This is a genomic window from Sedimenticola selenatireducens, assembly GCF_007625115.1.
GTDB lineage: Bacteria > Pseudomonadota > Gammaproteobacteria > Chromatiales > Chromatiaceae > Sedimenticola > Sedimenticola selenatireducens_A.
In genome coordinates, this window is sequence record NZ_VMNH01000005.1 from 105,651 (window position 1) to 122,137 (window position 16,487).

At 52.4% G+C, this 16,487-nt stretch carries 15 protein-coding genes; 9 read left to right on the forward strand and 6 right to left on the reverse strand.

From position 1 onward, the window contains the following. Nucleotides 1-11: 11 nt before the first annotated feature. Nucleotides 12-440, reverse strand: a complete 429-nt coding sequence (gene rplM / locus FHP88_RS04340) for a 50S ribosomal protein L13 (RefSeq protein ID WP_144357789.1) — start codon at nucleotides 438-440, stop codon at nucleotides 12-14. Between the two features lie 414 nt (nucleotides 441-854). On the opposite strand from rplM, the gene FHP88_RS04345 reads away from it, so the two are divergent. The 3 genes from FHP88_RS04345 (at nucleotide 855) to nspC (ending at nucleotide 4,598) form a co-directional block, all read left to right on the forward strand. After that, nucleotides 855-2,036 (forward strand): (Fe-S)-binding protein, encoded by a 1,182-nt coding sequence (locus tag FHP88_RS04345; RefSeq protein ID WP_186297603.1) that lies wholly within the window; start codon nucleotides 855-857, stop codon nucleotides 2,034-2,036. A 199-nt stretch (nucleotides 2,037-2,235) separates the two neighbouring features. Beyond that, on the forward strand, nucleotides 2,236-3,450 hold the full coding sequence (locus tag FHP88_RS04350; protein ID WP_144357791.1) for a saccharopine dehydrogenase family protein: 1,215 nt from the start codon (nucleotides 2,236-2,238) through the stop codon (nucleotides 3,448-3,450). Between the two features lie 17 nt (nucleotides 3,451-3,467). Next, nucleotides 3,468-4,598 carry a carboxynorspermidine decarboxylase gene (gene nspC / locus FHP88_RS04355; RefSeq protein WP_144357792.1) on the forward strand — a complete coding sequence of 377 codons (1,131 nt, stop codon included), beginning with the start codon at nucleotides 3,468-3,470 and terminating at the stop codon, nucleotides 4,596-4,598. Between the two features lie 118 nt (nucleotides 4,599-4,716). Here the strand turns inward: nspC and FHP88_RS04360 are convergent, their stop codons facing one another. Further along, nucleotides 4,717-5,133, reverse strand: a complete 417-nt coding sequence (locus FHP88_RS04360) for an OsmC family protein (RefSeq protein ID WP_144357793.1) — start codon at nucleotides 5,131-5,133, stop codon at nucleotides 4,717-4,719. Between the two features lie 117 nt (nucleotides 5,134-5,250). Here FHP88_RS04360 and crp point away from each other — a divergent pair, with 117 nt between their 5' ends. Continuing rightward, nucleotides 5,251-5,904, forward strand: a complete 654-nt coding sequence (crp, locus tag FHP88_RS04365) for a cAMP-activated global transcriptional regulator CRP (protein ID WP_144357794.1) — start codon at nucleotides 5,251-5,253, stop codon at nucleotides 5,902-5,904. Here crp and FHP88_RS04370 read toward each other — a convergent pair whose 3' ends face one another. From FHP88_RS04370 to FHP88_RS04380, 3 genes are all read right to left on the reverse strand, one after another. Continuing rightward, nucleotides 5,905-6,909, reverse strand: coding sequence for a hypothetical protein (locus tag FHP88_RS04370; RefSeq protein ID WP_144357795.1), 1,005 nt, complete (start codon nucleotides 6,907-6,909; stop codon nucleotides 5,905-5,907). A 71-nt stretch (nucleotides 6,910-6,980) separates the two neighbouring features. Further along, entirely contained in the window at nucleotides 6,981-7,427 is a 447-nt protein-coding gene (locus FHP88_RS04375; RefSeq protein WP_144357796.1) for an NfeD family protein, read from the reverse strand. After that, complete coding sequence (locus FHP88_RS04380) at nucleotides 7,427-8,350, reverse strand: SPFH domain-containing protein (RefSeq protein ID WP_144357797.1); 924 nt, start codon at nucleotides 8,348-8,350, stop codon at nucleotides 7,427-7,429. The genes FHP88_RS04375 and FHP88_RS04380 overlap by 1 nt, the downstream gene beginning before the upstream one ends. A gap of 277 nt (nucleotides 8,351-8,627) precedes the next feature. Here FHP88_RS04380 and FHP88_RS04385 point away from each other — a divergent pair, with 277 nt between their 5' ends. Then, nucleotides 8,628-9,671: an efflux RND transporter periplasmic adaptor subunit gene (locus FHP88_RS04385; protein ID WP_144357798.1), complete on the forward strand. Its 1,044-nt coding sequence runs from the start codon at nucleotides 8,628-8,630 to the stop codon at nucleotides 9,669-9,671. Continuing rightward, a complete protein-coding gene (locus FHP88_RS04390; RefSeq protein ID WP_144357799.1) occupies nucleotides 9,664-12,885 on the forward strand; it encodes an efflux RND transporter permease subunit in 3,222 nt (1,073 codons plus the stop codon). Before FHP88_RS04385 ends, FHP88_RS04390 begins: the two co-directional genes overlap by 8 nt. A gap of 6 nt (nucleotides 12,886-12,891) precedes the next feature. On the opposite strand, the gene FHP88_RS04395 is transcribed toward FHP88_RS04390, so the two are convergent. Then, on the reverse strand, nucleotides 12,892-14,091 hold the full coding sequence (locus tag FHP88_RS04395) for a TraB/GumN family protein (RefSeq protein ID WP_144357800.1): 1,200 nt from the start codon (nucleotides 14,089-14,091) through the stop codon (nucleotides 12,892-12,894). A 178-nt stretch (nucleotides 14,092-14,269) separates the two neighbouring features. Here FHP88_RS04395 and FHP88_RS04400 point away from each other — a divergent pair, with 178 nt between their 5' ends. From FHP88_RS04400 to FHP88_RS04410, 3 genes are read left to right on the forward strand one after another with little or no spacing between them, the layout of a single operon-like run. Continuing rightward, on the forward strand, nucleotides 14,270-14,686 hold the full coding sequence (locus FHP88_RS04400) for a hypothetical protein (RefSeq protein WP_144357801.1): 417 nt from the start codon (nucleotides 14,270-14,272) through the stop codon (nucleotides 14,684-14,686). Then, nucleotides 14,650-15,792, forward strand: coding sequence for an AI-2E family transporter (locus FHP88_RS04405; protein WP_144357802.1), 1,143 nt, complete (start codon nucleotides 14,650-14,652; stop codon nucleotides 15,790-15,792). Before FHP88_RS04400 ends, FHP88_RS04405 begins: the two co-directional genes overlap by 37 nt. Before the next feature lie 6 nt (nucleotides 15,793-15,798). Further along, nucleotides 15,799-16,458, forward strand: coding sequence for a hypothetical protein (locus FHP88_RS04410; RefSeq protein ID WP_144357803.1), 660 nt, complete (start codon nucleotides 15,799-15,801; stop codon nucleotides 16,456-16,458). The last annotated feature ends 29 nt before the right edge of the window (nucleotides 16,459-16,487 follow it).

Consider the following 16,487-nt stretch of genomic DNA (forward strand, 5'->3'; position numbering starts at 1 on the left):
TTATTTGGATTTCAGATATCCAGTGACTGGGGTTGCTGTGCCTGATGTGCATGCTCTGGGCCGGCAAAGACCTTCAGCTTTTTGAACATCGCACGTCCCAGTGGATTCTTGGGCAGCATGCCCTTAACTGCAGCTTCGATCACACGCTCTGGCGCTTTATCCAGCAGCTTTTCAAGACTGATGGATTTCAGGTTGCCAATGTAACCGGTGTGATGATGATACATCTTATCTTGCATTTTATTGCCGGTAACGCGAATTTTTTCGGCATTGACTACTACGATGTAGTCACCCGTATCCACGTGCGGCGTATATTCTGGCTTATGCTTTCCGCGCAAACGCCGTGCTATCTCTGTTGAGAGGCGGCCAAGGGTCTTGTCTGCGGCGTCAACCACGAACCAGTCGCGGCGCACTTCTGCGGGTTTTGCACTTACGGTCGTCATCTGACTTGCTCCAGCGGAGTAACAATACTAGCGCTTTAAAAAAGAGCGCGAATATTACCGGACCCTGCGCACGCTGGCAAGACCCGAATACACTATTTTATATAAAGCTGCCCTCGCAGATCCCTGTGCTTCGCAGCAGACGCCAATCACTGGGCAAAAAAATAGGCGCAGCGGGGACGCTGCGCCATTAAATATTAAACCACCAAAGGAGGATGGGGTACTTAAATTGCAAAGCATTTAAAGTGTTAGAATATTCTAATATATTAGCCACTATGTCAAGACCTTTAATCCTAACCCAAATCAACGCCCACCCCATCATCTATAGCGTCTTGCTGCTGGCATTTCGGCAGCGCACAGGTACAATTTGCCGCCTACTTTAATATATGACTCCTCGTTAATGACCACGTGAACTCAGTGAATCTTTCTGATCTCATCCACGAAGCCGATCGCTGTGTAAAATGCGGTATCTGCCTACCCGTCTGCCCGACCTATCAACTGACACAAGATGAAGGAGATTCACCCCGGGGCCGCATCTCACTCATTCAGGCCCTTGCGAATGGCCATCTCACGAGCGCGGACACCCAATATCATCTCGATCGCTGCTTGAACTGCCTGGCCTGTCAAAGCGCCTGTCCATCGGGCGTCCAGTATGGTGAGCTGATCGATGGCGCTCGCGCAACGGGAAAAACAGGCTGGAAAAAAAGATTCACGCTCAAGCTGATATCACGGCAACCCTATCGCCGATCAAGTCGCGCTGGATTATGGCTATACCGATCCAGTGGCCTTCGAGCACTTTTTAGGCTTATCGGCGGCAAACGCTATCAAAGACTTGATAACCTAATACCGGAGAACGCCAAGGTAGGCTCCTGGGCCAATCTTTATCCCCCAACAACAACACCGCAGGGCCGGGTAGGCCTCTTCACAGGTTGCGTTGGGCGAATCAGCGACCGAACGGCCTTAGATGCCGCCATTAAAGTGCTGACTCGTCTCGGCTTCGAAGTTGCCATCCCCTCTGACCAGGGCTGTTGTGGTGCCCTTCAGCAACATGCTGGAGAATCCCTGGAAGCTCAGCAGATGAGTGAAATCAATATCCAGGCCTTCAAACGCGCGGGACTGGACGCCATCCTCTTTGTTGCCAGTGGCTGTGGCGCCCATCTGGTTAAGCAGTCCTTCGATATCCCTGTGCTGGAAATAACGCAATTTCTCAATCGCTGTCACTGGCCCGCTCAGATCGAGCTCAAGCCATTGCCACATACCGTAGGGCTGCACACACCCTGTTCACTCAAGCACCAACTGAAACTTGCCAGCGAACCCGAACGGCTGCTTCAGCGAATTCCAGGAATTCAGCTAATCACGCTTCAACAGGTCGATTGTTGCGGCGCTGCTGGTAGCTATTTGTTAGAGCAGCCCGCCATGGCGGATGCTTTGCGCCAGAACGCTATCGACAAGATAACACCCATGAACCTACAGTACCTTGCCACCAGCAATAGCGGATGCGCACTGCATCTGGCAGGTGGCCTACGCGAGATAGTCGGGAAACCGCAAATCCTGCAACCCATCGAACTGATTGAAATGAGCCTGAGCATCGACGCATGAATAGAGCAGACTATCGACGCAATCCTTGATAGATTGGTACTATTGTCCACTTTTCTGTGATTGAAGCATCGTTCGCTTGCAATAGGTCATTTGAAGAACGCCAGCACTAAGCGAGAATGTCATATCAAACCGCTAAACTGTAGCGTTCAACGCAACGCGTTAAGCTCTCTTTTTTAAAAACATTAGGAACACACATACAATGAGTACTGTATTGATTATCGGGGCCGGCGGTGTAGGTCGTGTTGTTGTTCATAAATGCGCCCAGATACCGGAAGTGTTCAGCGAGATTCATCTGGCGAGCCGTACGCGCTCAAAATGCGACCAAATTGCTGACGAAGTTAAAGAAAAAACCGGCAGGACAATTCATACAGCCCAGGTAGATGCCGATAATGTGCCGGAGCTGGTCGAGCTGATCAATCAGATCAAGCCCGCCATGGTGATAAACGTCGCACTTCCGTATCAGGACCTCACCATTATGGATGCCTGCCTGGAGACGGGCGTGCATTACCTGGATACCGCCAACTACGAACCACTCGATGAAGCCAAGTTCGAGTATAAATGGCAGTGGGCTTATCGCGAGCGCTTTGAGCAGGCTGGCCTGATGGCATTGCTGGGTTCTGGCTTTGACCCAGGTGTAACCAATGTATTTTGCGCCCATCTACAGAAACACCATTTCGACCAGATCGATACTGTAGACATTCTTGATTGCAATGGGGGCGATCACGGCTACGCCTTTGCGACCAATTTCAACCCGGAGATCAATATTCGCGAGGTAACGGCCAATGGCCGCTATTTCGAGAATGGCACATGGGTAGAAACCCAGCCCATGGAGATCCACCATACTTTTGATTTTGAACAGGTCGGTCCCAAAAAGATGTACCTACTCTATCACGAGGAGATGGAATCGCTCTCCCAAAACATCAAGGGCATTAAACGGATGCGCTTCTGGATGACCTTTGGCGAGGCCTACCTGAAGCACCTCGAGGTATTCCGAAATATTGGCCTCGACTCCATCGAACCCATTATGTTTGAGGGCCGGGAGATCGTGCCTATACAGTTCCTCAAAGCCCTACTACCCGATCCCGCATCCCTGGGTCCCAGGACCACAGGTAAGACCAACATCGGCGTCATCGCCCATGGCTCAAAGGACGGCAAACCCGTTTCACGATACGTCTACAACATCTGTGACCACCAAGAGTGTTATAAAGAGACCTTTGCCCAGGGCGTCTCCTACACCACCGGCGTACCTGCCATGATTGGCGCAATGATGATGCTGACCGGTAACTGGATGAAAGCGGGCGTATGGAATATGGAAGAGTTTGATCCTGATCCCTTCATGGCCGCATTGAACGAGCACGGACTCCCCTGGACCGATATTGAAACCGACATTGATGTCGACTCATTGCCAGAATAAGGGCTAAAGAGAGCAGCATGACACTCGACATCTCACGCATCCCCACCCCCTGCTATGTATTGGAGGAGGAGAAGTTACGTGCCAATCTGAATCTGATGGAGCAGGTTCAGCAGGCCTCTGGTGGAAAAATCATCCTGGCTCTAAAGGGCTACGCCATGTGGAGTACGTTCCCGATCATCCGTGAGGTGTTACACGGCTGCACAGCCAGTTCCCTGAATGAAGCCCGATTAGCAGCTGAAGAATTTGGTAAAGAGGTGCATGTCTATGCCCCTGCTTATACCGACGCCGAGTTCCCGGAAATCTTGAAGCTGGCCCACCACATCACTTTCAACTCTTTCAATCAGTGGGCGAAATTTGGGCAACGTGCACTGGCGGCAGGGGTTTCTTGTGCAATACGGGTCAATCCACAGGTTTCTGAAGTTGCGGTTGATATGTACAACCCCTGCGGCAGTACCTCACGCCTCGGCGTGACACCCGAGGAGTTCCAGCCTGAAGCGCTCGAAGGCATCGAAGGCCTCCATTTCCACGCCCTCTGTGAGTGTGGCGCAGAAAGCCTGGAGAGAACACTGGCCGCATTCGAACAGCACTTTGGCCAGTGGATTCCGCAAATGAAGTGGATCAACTTTGGCGGCGGCCACCTGATGACCCGGGAAGGGTATGATCTTGAGCTGCTTATTCGTTTAGTCAAAGAATTTCGGGAACGTTATGACGTCGAGGTATACCTGGAACCGGGCGGCGCCGTGGGCTGGCAGACCGGACCACTCGTGGCTTCGGTATTAGACATCGTGCACAACAACATGGACATCGCCATACTCGACACCTCCGCCGCCGCGCATATGCCCGATGTCCTGGAGATGCCCTACCGGCCAAAAGTTAGACATGCTGGCGAACCAGGCGAGAAGCCATTTACCTATCGGCTCGGCGGAAACACCTGCCTGGCCGGTGATGTGATTGGTGATTACGCCTTTGACAAACCACTGCAGACGGGCGACAAGATTGTGTTGGAGGATATGATCCACTACACCTTCGTAAAAAACACCACCTTCAATGGCGTCAATCTACCCTCCCTGGCAATTTGGACCGCCAATGATCAGCTACGCATGATTCGTACCTTTGGCTACCAGGAATTCAAGAACCGTCTCTCCTGATTTGTTAGCGGGGAACCGATAAGGGGTCAGAGTCGAGCCGCCCGGCTTAAAGGTATCGTAAAAAGCCTTAAGCGCGGCTCGACTCCGGCCCCTGAAGAAATAGACAGGTAACACTGTATCAATCGGTGACCAACTCGAAGTCGTGACTGATCTCCACCACCTGCCCCAGCATAATGGACGCCGAGCAGTATTTTTCGGCACTCAACTTGACGGCTCTTTCCACGGCCTTTTCTGTCAGGCCGGGTCCCGCCACTTTGAAATGAACATGGATCTTAGTAAAGACCTTGGGATCGGTCTCGGCACGCTCGGCCTCTAACTCCACCTCGCAAAGAGTGATCTCATGTCTGCCCTTGCGCAATATATGCACCACGTCGAACTGAGTACATCCACCCAGCCCCAAAAGCAGCATCTCCATCGGCCGAACACCGAGATTACGACCACCAAAATCAGGAGGGCCGTCCATCACGATGGCATGTCCACTACCCGATTCACCCACCATAAGGGTCTGTTCTACCCATTTTACCCGTGCTTTCATCACATACTCGCAAGTTAATAAAGGTTTGAAGCCTAGCATAGATCGACAATTCGGAAGAGCTAACCTAGAATCCTAGGTGGAACGTTTCATTCCCAGTCCTTAACCAGAAGGTCATACATGAGTATTATCAAGCCACCAGAACAGGATCCCGCTTTTCTCAAGCCTTTTCTATCGTTCTGCCATAGACGCCGCTATCCTGCCAAGACGGACATCATCCATCCGGGCGATCGGGCTGATATTCTCTACTATATAGTGGACGGATCAGTCACTATCCTGATTGAGGATGAAGATGGCAAAGAGATTATCCTTACCTACCTCAACAAAGGCGATTTCATCGGTGAGATGGGACTCTTCCTCGCTCAATCCAATCGCAGCGTACTGGTACGCACCCGTTCCGATTGCATGCTCGCTGAAATCAGCTATGCCCGACTCGAGCAGCTGTTTGATGGTGACCTTCGTGCGCATGCAAAGGATATCCTATATGCGCTGGGTGGTCAGCTAACTCAGCGCTTGATCCATACCAGCCGGAAGGTCGGACACTTGGCTTTTCTGGATGTCACAGGACGCGTAGCAGGCACACTGCTTGAATTGTGCAAACAACCTGACGCCATGACCCATCCCGACGGCATGCAGATTCGCATCACACGCCAGGAGATTGGTCGTATCGTGGGGTGCTCACGGGAAATGGCCGGGCGCGTACTCAAGAACCTGGAGGAACAGGGCCTGGTTTACGTCAAAGGCAAAACCATTGTTGTTTTCGGGACACGCTGATTACTTTCGGGCCGTAGCGGTTTCTCGCTTAAGCTCATCACCGGTACCAAATTCCTTATCGGGACCCGCTGAAATAACCCTATAAACCTGCGCTTCAGGTTCAAACCGGAGCGCAGTACCCCAACCATCTAACATATCCTGCTCACTCATTTTAAGGTCCTGCTGCAGGCGTTCCAGGGTTACCTGAGCTGGATTGAAGCCAGAGCCGTACTGAATCATCCACACGCTCACTGAACGGTTAAGCTGCTCTAGCCGCCGAAGAGTTTGTGCACGCTGAGGGTCGACAGGTACTGCTGGGGCTGTACTGACTACAGGTGTTGGCTCTTCTTCCATAAGCATAGGCATCAGCAACCAAGCAGCCACCACCACGCCGATCAAGCCCGCCAACACGATATACAGCTGATTTTTTTTATTAACCGCAGATTTCTCCTCATCCTTCGAGCGTGTACCAACGCCCCGCTCATAGAATGTTCCTACATTTTCAGAGTCATCTTCCGGCTTGAATTCGGCCACCTCCGGAGAAGAGGCCAATACAATTTCATCACCCGACGAGCGTTCCGGTTTAACAACAGCCATGGGGCGGGTATTGTCATCATCTGGAGTCAGCTCAGGCAAATCGAGTGTCAAAGGTGACTCATCGTTGACTGATGAGGCATCACCACCATGAGAAAAGTCCAGCGTCAATCGCTCACTTGTATCGACCAGCTCAGTGTCAACCTGATCAACCGGGTCGGCCTCGGCGGCTGACTTAATCGGCTTACTCTCCTTGTTACGTACAGGCTCAACAGAACACTCAGCACCACGAAGGATGATCTTCTCCAGCAAACGCTCTGCCTTATCCTTTTCCAGGGCCTTCTTTATCCTGAAACGATCGCCCTGTATCAGATGACCCGCCTGATCCAACGGTATCTTCAAAAGATGAGCGAGCGCTTTCTGAACTTCAGCGTGCTTAAAACCCTTAAGCAGCTTGCCACTGAATACAAGTTGATACTTCGAACTAGACATTTTTATATGTGTGCATAATTACTGAAAACAGCCTAAGGCTAGCATACGCCTATAAATCTTTTCTAGCGGAATCAATCGATCAAGCTCACTTTTAACACCACACCATCGACACCCACGATTTTCACTCGCGATCCAGCAGGACAGTCATCACCGCTGATTTTCCAAGTTGTATCATCGACCTTGATTTTACCCTGGCCATTCACAACCGCCTCAGTAAGGGTAAAAATACGATCTACATACTGCTCCCCCCGACGATTCAATCGCGGCTGATCACTTTTGGTTGGGTTTTTCACCAGATACAGACGCCATGCCACAATGCTTGCCACACTGAACAGTGCAAAGGTGAGGATCTGAATCTCCCAACTCACATCCGGCACCACTAGCAGTATAAAACCGACGATACCAGCAGAAACGGCCATCCATAGAAAGAATGCTCCGGGAGAGAATACCTCCAAGACGATCAATATCACCCCCAGCACCCACCAGTGCCAGTAAGTCGCGTTATCCAGCCACTCCATTACGACTCACTCCGAGCAGTCTTAGCTATTGCCTCTTTAGCAATTTCAGATATCCCTGCAATAGAGCCAATCAGCGACGATGCTTCAAGCGGCATCATTATGATCTTCTGATTTGGGGCAGAGGCAATATCCCGCAGGGCTTCTGTATACTTCTGAGCTATAAAGTAATTAATCGCATTCACATCACCCTTTGCAATCGCCTGCGACACCATCATGGTTGCCTTTGCTTCCGCTTCTGCCAGACGCTCTCTCGCCTCAGCTTCCCGAAAAGCCGCCTCTTTCTCACCTTCCGCCTCAAGAATAGCGGCCTCTTTCTCGCCTTCTGCCTTCAAAATTGCAGCTTGACGATGCCCTTGGGCTTCTAGAATCTGCGCTCGCTTCTCACGCTCCGCCTTCATCTGGCGGGCCATCGAATCGACCAGATCGCGAGGCGGGGAGATATCCTTGATCTCAATACGAGTGACCTTGATACCCCAGGGCGTTGTGGCATCATCCACCACCTCCAGCAACTTGGCATTAATCTGGTCACGCATGGAGAGCAGTTCATCCAGATCCATAGAGCCCATGACCGTTCGCACATTGGTCATGGTCAGATTCAAGATGGCATGGGTCAGCTGGCTCACTTCATAGGCCGCCTTGGCTGCATCCAAAATCTGATAAAAGACCACGCCATCCACGGTGACCATGGCGTTGTCTTTGGTAATCACCTCCTGAGAGGGGACATCCAACACCTGCTCCATCATATTGAGTTTGGCGCCGACAATATCGACCAGGGGGACAATCAGGTTCAGGCCAGGACGAAGCGTCTTGGTATAACGACCAAACCGCTCCACGGTGTACTCCATACCCTGCGGTACCCGCTTGGCACCCAGTACGACAATCACGATAGCCAGCACCAGTACCGCTATTGCAAAGAGCTCCATTATTCTTCTCCATTGTGGGACCAGTCAGAAGTATACCCGTCTTCCCGGGACGAGCGACATGCCTAAGCATTATGAATTATCAATATATGCAACCGATATGCAAAAGTATTACGACAAGCAAAAAATGATGCTCTATCTTGAACCGGGTAGTCGATGTAGGATAAAAGAGTAGAAGGCAAATACGATAAATCATTCAAATAAAAGCTATTTGTTCAGTTTATAGGCTTAGAGATTTCACCTATAGACCATGAACCGCACCCAGGAGATAGAATCTGCCATGACGCATCGCCCTCTTATGCTAATTCTATTTATCCTTATCTGCAGCCCACTGCAGGCTACCGATAGTCTGCTCACTGAAGCGGCAAAGCTGGCAACAATACCCCGGACGTATCAGTTTGATGGCGTGATCGAGGCCACCCAACAATCAACCATCTCCGCGCAAACACAAGGACAGGTGACTGAGATACTGGTGGACGTGGATGACTTTGTCGAACAGGGAAGTGTCATCATTCGCCTGAAAGATACCGAACAACGCGCCCGATTGGATCAAGTCAAAGCTGAGCTAAATGCCGCTATGGCACAACTTCAGGAAGCACGCAAAGAGCACGAGCGCACCCAAGAGATCTTTGCACGCAAACTGGTTGCACAGTCTGCCATGGATAAAGTGACCGCCACTCTGAAGTCAGCAAAGGCTCGCCAGGAAGCGGCCAGTGCAGCACTCTCCCAAGCAGAGGAGCAGCTGGCCTATACCCAGGTACGTGCACCCTATTCAGGCATTGTCACAGATCGACTCATTGAGCTGGGAGAAACCGCCTCGCCAGGTCAACGATTAATCAGCGGAATTTCACTCGAACTACTGCGTGTCAGCGTCGAGATACCCCAAAGCCTGGTAGCAGATATCAGAAAACAAGCTAACGTCGAGGTGATACTCCCGGACAACCGGGTCACTGCGGTCGAGTCCGTCACCATTTTCCCCTTTGCAGACCCCTCAGGTGGGACTTTCAAGGTACGACTGAAGCTCCCTGCCGGTATCACCGACCTGTTTCCAGGTATGCTGGTAAAAACAATTTTTGAAATTGGCCAAACAGAAGCCCTGCTGATTCCCGCCTCCAGCGTGATCTATCGCAGCGAAGTAACGGCCGTCTATGTTGTTGACGCGGATAACAGACCCTTACTGCGACACATCCAGGCGGGACAAAAACGGAATGGCGACAGGATCACCGTGCTTTCAGGTCTGGATGCAGACGAAAGGGTCGCCCTCGACCCGATAAAAGCCGGTAGCTTGTTAATGCTCCAAAGCAAAGGGATTGCCAATGAGTAAGCTGGGTATATCGGGTAGCATAGCCGCACGATTTCTCACTACAGAAATTACTCCGCTACTGGCCCTGGTAGGTCTATTGCTCGGCCTCTTCGCCATTCTGGTGACGCCCCGCGAAGAAGAGCCCCAGATCAATGTTACCTTTGCCAACGTCTTTATCCCCTTCCCCGGTGCTACCGCCACCGAAATTGAAAATCTCGTCGCGACGCCTGCCGAACAGGTGCTCTCAGAGATAGAAGACATCAAGCATATCTACTCGACCTCACGACCCGGCATGGCGGTTCTTACACTGCAGTATCGAGTAGGTGTGGACCGTACGGACGCCATTGTTCGCTTGTATAATAAAATATTTTCAAATCAGGATTGGTTACCCAACAATCTGGGCGTGGGGCAACCCATCATCAAGCCGAAGGGCATTGACGATGTACCTATCGTCACACTGACACTTCATTCAGAAAATCCTTCCACCGGCGCCTACGAACTGGGTCAGGTAGCCCATGCGATTGAGGCGGAACTAAAGCGGGTACCAGGTACCCGCGACATCTATACGCTTGGCGCACCAACCCGGGTTATTAGCGTTCGGCTCGACCCACAGGCCCTGAACGGTTATGGCATTGATCTGAACCAGCTCAGGCGAGCACTCCAGTCTGGCAACAGCGTCAGGGATGATATGACGATCACCCGTGATAACCATGAGATTCTGATCCAAGCAGGAGCCTTTCTCACCAACAGTGAAGAGATCGGTGACCTGGTGGTTGCCAGCCATCAAGACCGACTGGTCTATCTGCGTGATGTAGCAGAGATCCGTCACGGGCCTGATCAGCCGGATCAATATGTCTGGCTGGGCGCCGGACCAGGCGCTGCAGAGAAACAGCTCAATCTGACCACGACCACCCCTGCAGTCACCATTGCCATTGCCAAGAAACCGGGCACCAACGCCGTGGAAATTGCCCGCGCCGTTATTGAGCGCTTCGAGCAGCTGAAAGGCACATTCATACCCAGTGATATCAAGGCCACAGTGACTCGAAACTATGGTGAAACAGCCGATACCAAGGCGAAACAGTTGATCAGCAAACTGATATTCGCCACCGCCTCAGTCATTCTGTTGGTGTTGATTGCACTGGGCTGGCGAGAGGCACTGATCGTAGGGGCGGCAGTAGTCGTAACCCTCGCTATTACACTGTTTGCCTCCTGGGCCTGGGGATTCACCCTGAACAGGGTCTCCCTGTTTGCCCTGATCTTTTCTATCGGCATACTGGTAGATGATGCCATTGTGGTGGTTGAGAACATCCATCGCCATCTGGCTCTCGGTGCCAGAAATCTGTTAGAGGCCATCCCGGCGGCGGTCGATGAAGTGGGCGGACCGACCATCCTGGCCACCTTTACGGTGATTGCCGCCTTGCTGCCGATGGCCTTTGTAACGGGGCTCATGGGGCCTTATATGAGTCCCATACCGATTAACGCATCACTCGGCATGCTGATCTCCCTTGCTGTCGCCTTTATCTTTACCCCCTGGCTAACACATAAAGCACTGCATCGGATCAGTCACAAAATCGGTGCACATGCGCCGGAAGATAACAACGCTACCTGGATAGGCCGGCTGTTTAATCACATCATGCCACCCTTCCTACAGGGAAGCCGGGGGCGAGCCATGCGCTGGCTTCTGCTTCTCTCTGTACTGGTGCTGATTGGTGGCTCATTTGCGCTGGTAGCCAACCAGTCCGTAGTTCTCAAGATGCTGCCTTTTGATAATAAATCTGAGTTTCAGGTCGTACTCGACATGCCAGAAGGCACCAGCCTGGAGCAGACAACGCGTGTGCTGGACAGCATGGGACGATACCTGGGGGGAGTCTCTGAAGTGACCGATTATCAGGTCTATGCCGGCACCTCCGCCCCGATCAGTTTTAATGGCCTGGTACGGCAATACTACCTGCGCAAAGGCGCCAATCTGGGTGACATACAGGTGAATCTGCTGGATAAGCACCTGCGAGAACGTAAAAGTCATGAGGTGGCACTCTCTGTGAGGGCGCCGCTGCAAGCAATCGCTACCCGGTTCGGCGGTAACGCGAAGATCGTCGAACTGCCACCCGGCCCCCCGGTGCACGCGCCTTTAGTTGGTGAAGTATACGGGATCGATTACACGGGGCAGATTGCCCAAGCCAAGGCGCTGCGTAACCTGTTTGAAGCCACGGCGGACATTGTCGATGTCGATGACTCGGTAGAACACCCTTCAGAGAAAATATTGCTTCAGGTCGATCGTGCAAAAGCCGCCCGGTTGGGCATCGCACAATCAGAGATTACCCGGACGCTTGGCATGCTGCTAGCCGGTGAGGATGTCAGCTATCTACACGGGGAAAATCTTAAATACGCCGTACCCATTCGGGTTGAATATCATCCGGGAGACAAAACCGATATCACACAACTGCTAACCCTGCGTATTGCCGCTGAGAACGGGCGCCACATTCCATTATCCGAGGTGGTGACACCGATAGAGACCCATCGGGCACATGCCATCTACCACAAAGATCTGTTGCCGGTAGTTTATGTCACAGGCGATATGGCGGGAGAGACTGACAGCCCGCTGTATGGGCTGTTCGCTATTTCGGATCAACTTCAACAGCAGGATGGTCTGCAACAATGGTTTCTCAGCCAACCGGAAAACCCCTATGAATACAGCCTGAAATGGGACGGTGAATGGCAAGTGACCTATGAAACCTTCCGGGATATGGGCATCGCTTACAGCGTGGGTTTGCTTTTGATCTATCTGCTGGTGGTGGCCCAATTCCGCTCCTATCTGGTACCGCTGGTTATCATGGCGCCGATTCCACTTACCCTGATCGGCATCCTGCCCGGACATGCGCTGCTCGATCGTCAGTTCACGGCCACATCAATGATTGGCATGATCGCGCTAGCGGGGATTATCGTCCGCAACTCCATACTGTTGGTGGATTTTATCAATCAGCAGGTACGCGATGGGATGGCGCTGGAGAAGGCCGTTGTACTCTCGGCCGTGGTGCGCTCAAAACCGATCGTCCTTACTGCGCTGGCCGCTATGGCGGGTGCCTTCTTTATCCTGGATGACCCGATCTTCAGCGGCTTGGCCGTGGCACTGATCTTTGGTCTGCTGGTATCGACGCTGCTGACCCTGATCGTGATTCCGGTGGTCTATTTTGCGGCCATGCAGAACCGGGTTGAGCAGATCAAGGCAACGGGGTAATTCGGATCAGCCGGCCAATCGATCAAAGATCCTGAAACCCGCCAGATAGGTACCGGCAGCAGAACCCAGAGTACTGAACAGAAACACCAGCAGCGTGCGGGAGACCCGATTACGCCACCACCCCTTGATTTCGGTAGTGTCATGTTTGAGTCTGCTGAAATCGCCCACTTCGGGTTTACGCAGATAAATCTCCACAGCCGCCGTCACCATACCTGCGCCGACTGTGGGATTGAGTGAGGTGATAGGTGCTGCAACAAAGGCCGTTAAAACAGTCAGTGGATGCGCCGCCGCAATCAATGCGCCGAGCGCTGAGAGAACGCCGTTAATCAATACCCAATCCATGATCAGTTGCCAGCCCAGTTCCGGACTGCGCATAAACCCAATGGCAAAACCGGTGACAATCAGCGCCACAATCAGCCAGGGAATTACCTTGGGCCAGCGACTTGGTACCGGCAGGTGATCAAGCTTTTCGATCACGCGCTCTGGTCTGGGCATACCCTCTGTCAGGTATTGGTTTATCCCCTTAAGGTGCCCTGCACCCACCACCGCTAGTATATTCTCAGGCGACTGCGTCTTTGCCTCCTGCAACAGCCTTGCTGCCATGTAGCGGTCACGCTCATCAATCAAGGGTAAAAAAAGATCCTGACGATCTTCCGCAAACTCGGCGAAGGTATGCTCCAGCATATCGCCCTCTTTCAGCCCTTCAATATCTGCTTCGCTAACCTCTTCACGGGAAAACAGGCTACCCAACAGTCCGGCAAACAATCCAAAGCGCTTCCACCAGGGTACGTTATGCAGCACCCGTCGGAGGGTCACGCCAATCTCCCGATCAATCAGTAAGATGGGCTTATGATGGGCCTGGGCATGACGAATGGCTGCCAACTGCTCAGCCCCTGGCTCTATACCAAACTGCTCAGCCAATCGTTGCTGATAAGCCCCTAGAGCCAGATTGGCCGCCACCATACTGGCCTTGCCTTCGCGGATCACTTTAAACAGATCCATACGGGCGAGCGCATCCGGGTCCAGGATGGCATGGTAACGGCTGGGACAGAGCTCGACCGCCACGGCATCATACTGGCCACTCTCCAGCAACGCTTCTACCTTTTCGGCACTGACACGGGAGACATGAGCCGTCCCCAATAGCGTCACCTTACTGCCGTCGATCTGTACCTCTTTCAACGGTTCCTGTTCTACGCACTCTGTCATTAATTCGCTCCTTAACCAGCGGCGCATCATAACCTCTCTCCTGTTATTTGTCTTATCCGTGCCACTGGAAAGCGTTTCTGTCCTGCCCACCGTGAACCATTTGGCTGATTGAATAATGGCCACGTACATTTTTCAGATGATCCGGGTTAAACTGCCGGGAACACATGAGGAGTAAACGATGAACGGAACCGTCCTGAGAACCGTTGGATTGCTGTTAGTGGTGGCCCTGCTGAGCGGGTGCAAAACCCTGAATATGATGCAGGATAAAAAGGAGGAGTCTCTTCAAGAGACGCTGAAGAATTACCGGACAGCCATTCGCTGGGGCTATCCCGGCCAAGCCTACAACTACCTGCACAAGGATCTTGCTGAAAAGGCCGTCATTCCCGCAAACCTGAATAACATCAGTATTACTGACTACAAGGTGGTGCAGCCACCCGACCTGGTTTCAGAAAAGCAGGCCAGTCAAACCGCTGTCATCAGCTATATCTTCGATGACCGCCAGGTTGAGAAAAGTCTGACCGATCGACAGCTTTGGGAGTTCAATGAGGAAACAACTTCATGGACCCGCATCAACCCAATCCCAGAGTATCAGTAGTGGGGGATCTGGGCCGGACACCCGGTGGTGGACGCATCCTGCTAATCACTGCAGCCTTCGTCATTGTTGTCGCCGGGATGCGGGAGGCGCAGAGTGTGTTGGTGCCATTTCTGCTCTCGGGCTTCATCGCTATCATTGCAGCACCCGCCCTGTTATTCCTGCGTGCCTACAAGGTACCCTCCATCATCGCCATCATTCTGGTGATACTCGCCATCGCCTCTACGGGCCTGTTGCTGGGGGTATTGGTAGGTAATGCGGTCGATGACTTTTCCACCCAGCTCCCGACCTATCAGGCAAAACTCAAGACCCTCACCAATGACGGACTGACCTGGCTCTCCGGCGTGGGCGTACCTGTACCCCAGGAGATACTCTCCAAGCTGCTGGATCCCGCCAAGGCAATGTCTATGGCTGCCCAAGGATTAAGCAGTTTGGGTGGACTACTGACCAACACCTTCCTGATACTTTTGACTGTGGTTTTTATCCTGCTGGAGGCCTCCAGCTTCCCAGCAAAACTCCACCGTATTCTGGATAATCCGGAGCAGTCATTCGTCCACTTTGATCAGTTCATTGAGAACATCAAACGCTACATGGCGATCAAGACCGGTACCAGCCTGCTGACCGGTATCATAATCTACGTCTGGCTGCTGGTCGTTGGAGTCGACTATCCTGTCCTCTGGGGTGTCATCGCCTTTTTTCTCAACTATGTGCCTAATATCGGCTCCATCATTGCGGCCATACCCGCTCTGCTTCTGGCATTGATTCAATTAGGTCCCGCAGGAACCGCCTGGGCGGGTCTTGGTTACATCCTCGCGAACAATTTAGTCGGTAATGTGATCGAGCCCCGCTTCATGGGCAAAGGGTTGGGACTCTCCAGCCTGGTCGTGTTTCTTTCCCTGGTGTTTTGGGGTTGGGTGCTCGGTTCGGTGGGCATGTTCCTATCGGTACCGCTGACCATGACCATCAAGATCGCCCTGGACAGTAACGACGATACCCGCTGGCTAGCTATTTTGCTTGGCCCAGAGATTGAGGATGAACCCTCCACACCCGGAAAAGGTGGCCTGCTCAAAGGCTGGCGCCTGCCCTATAAACCCAACAATGACGAGTAGTAGCTTATGCCATTGAGATTAAGTCAGATTCCAGGAAAACGTGAGCGTCACCTGATCCGCAAACAGGACAATCCACTCTTCCCTGAGGCTGAACGCACACTGACAGAAGCCATGTTAGATGAAGCTCAACGACTGGATCATGAAGAGCTGGTCACCTTCATCACTGAGTTCAGAGCCCTGGTTCATGAAGCCGTTAAATTGCCGACCAATGCAGAGAGTGAGCTGATACTCTCCATCAAGGAGAGACTGGACCAGGCTTACGAGCAGGCCTCCAGGATGGTCGATGATCAGCAGGAGACAAAAGAGGCTATTGGAAAGCTGGTAACCGTCATCATGCATGCTGTAAAAAAAGGGGCAGGCAGCGACAAGGTAGCGTTACAGGAACTTGCTGATGAAGAGGCGGCCAGAGCCGCCCATTATGCACTGCTGGATTATCCCTTGGTGGCCGACTTGCTAGACCCGGATTCTGCAATATCAGGGGCCGACTTGGCACCCACATTGCTGTCATCGACCGCTGATGCACTGCAGGCCGCCTGTTCGCTGTTTGACGGAACCCAAATGACCGCATTGATTGAAACTGCCAAACAGTTACTGGATCAAACACCCGATGCACCCGAGGAGGCGCATGGCAGACTGCAGGAGATGATTCGGCACCGGAATAACTAATCCCGGTATACCTGAGGCGGTTTAGACTT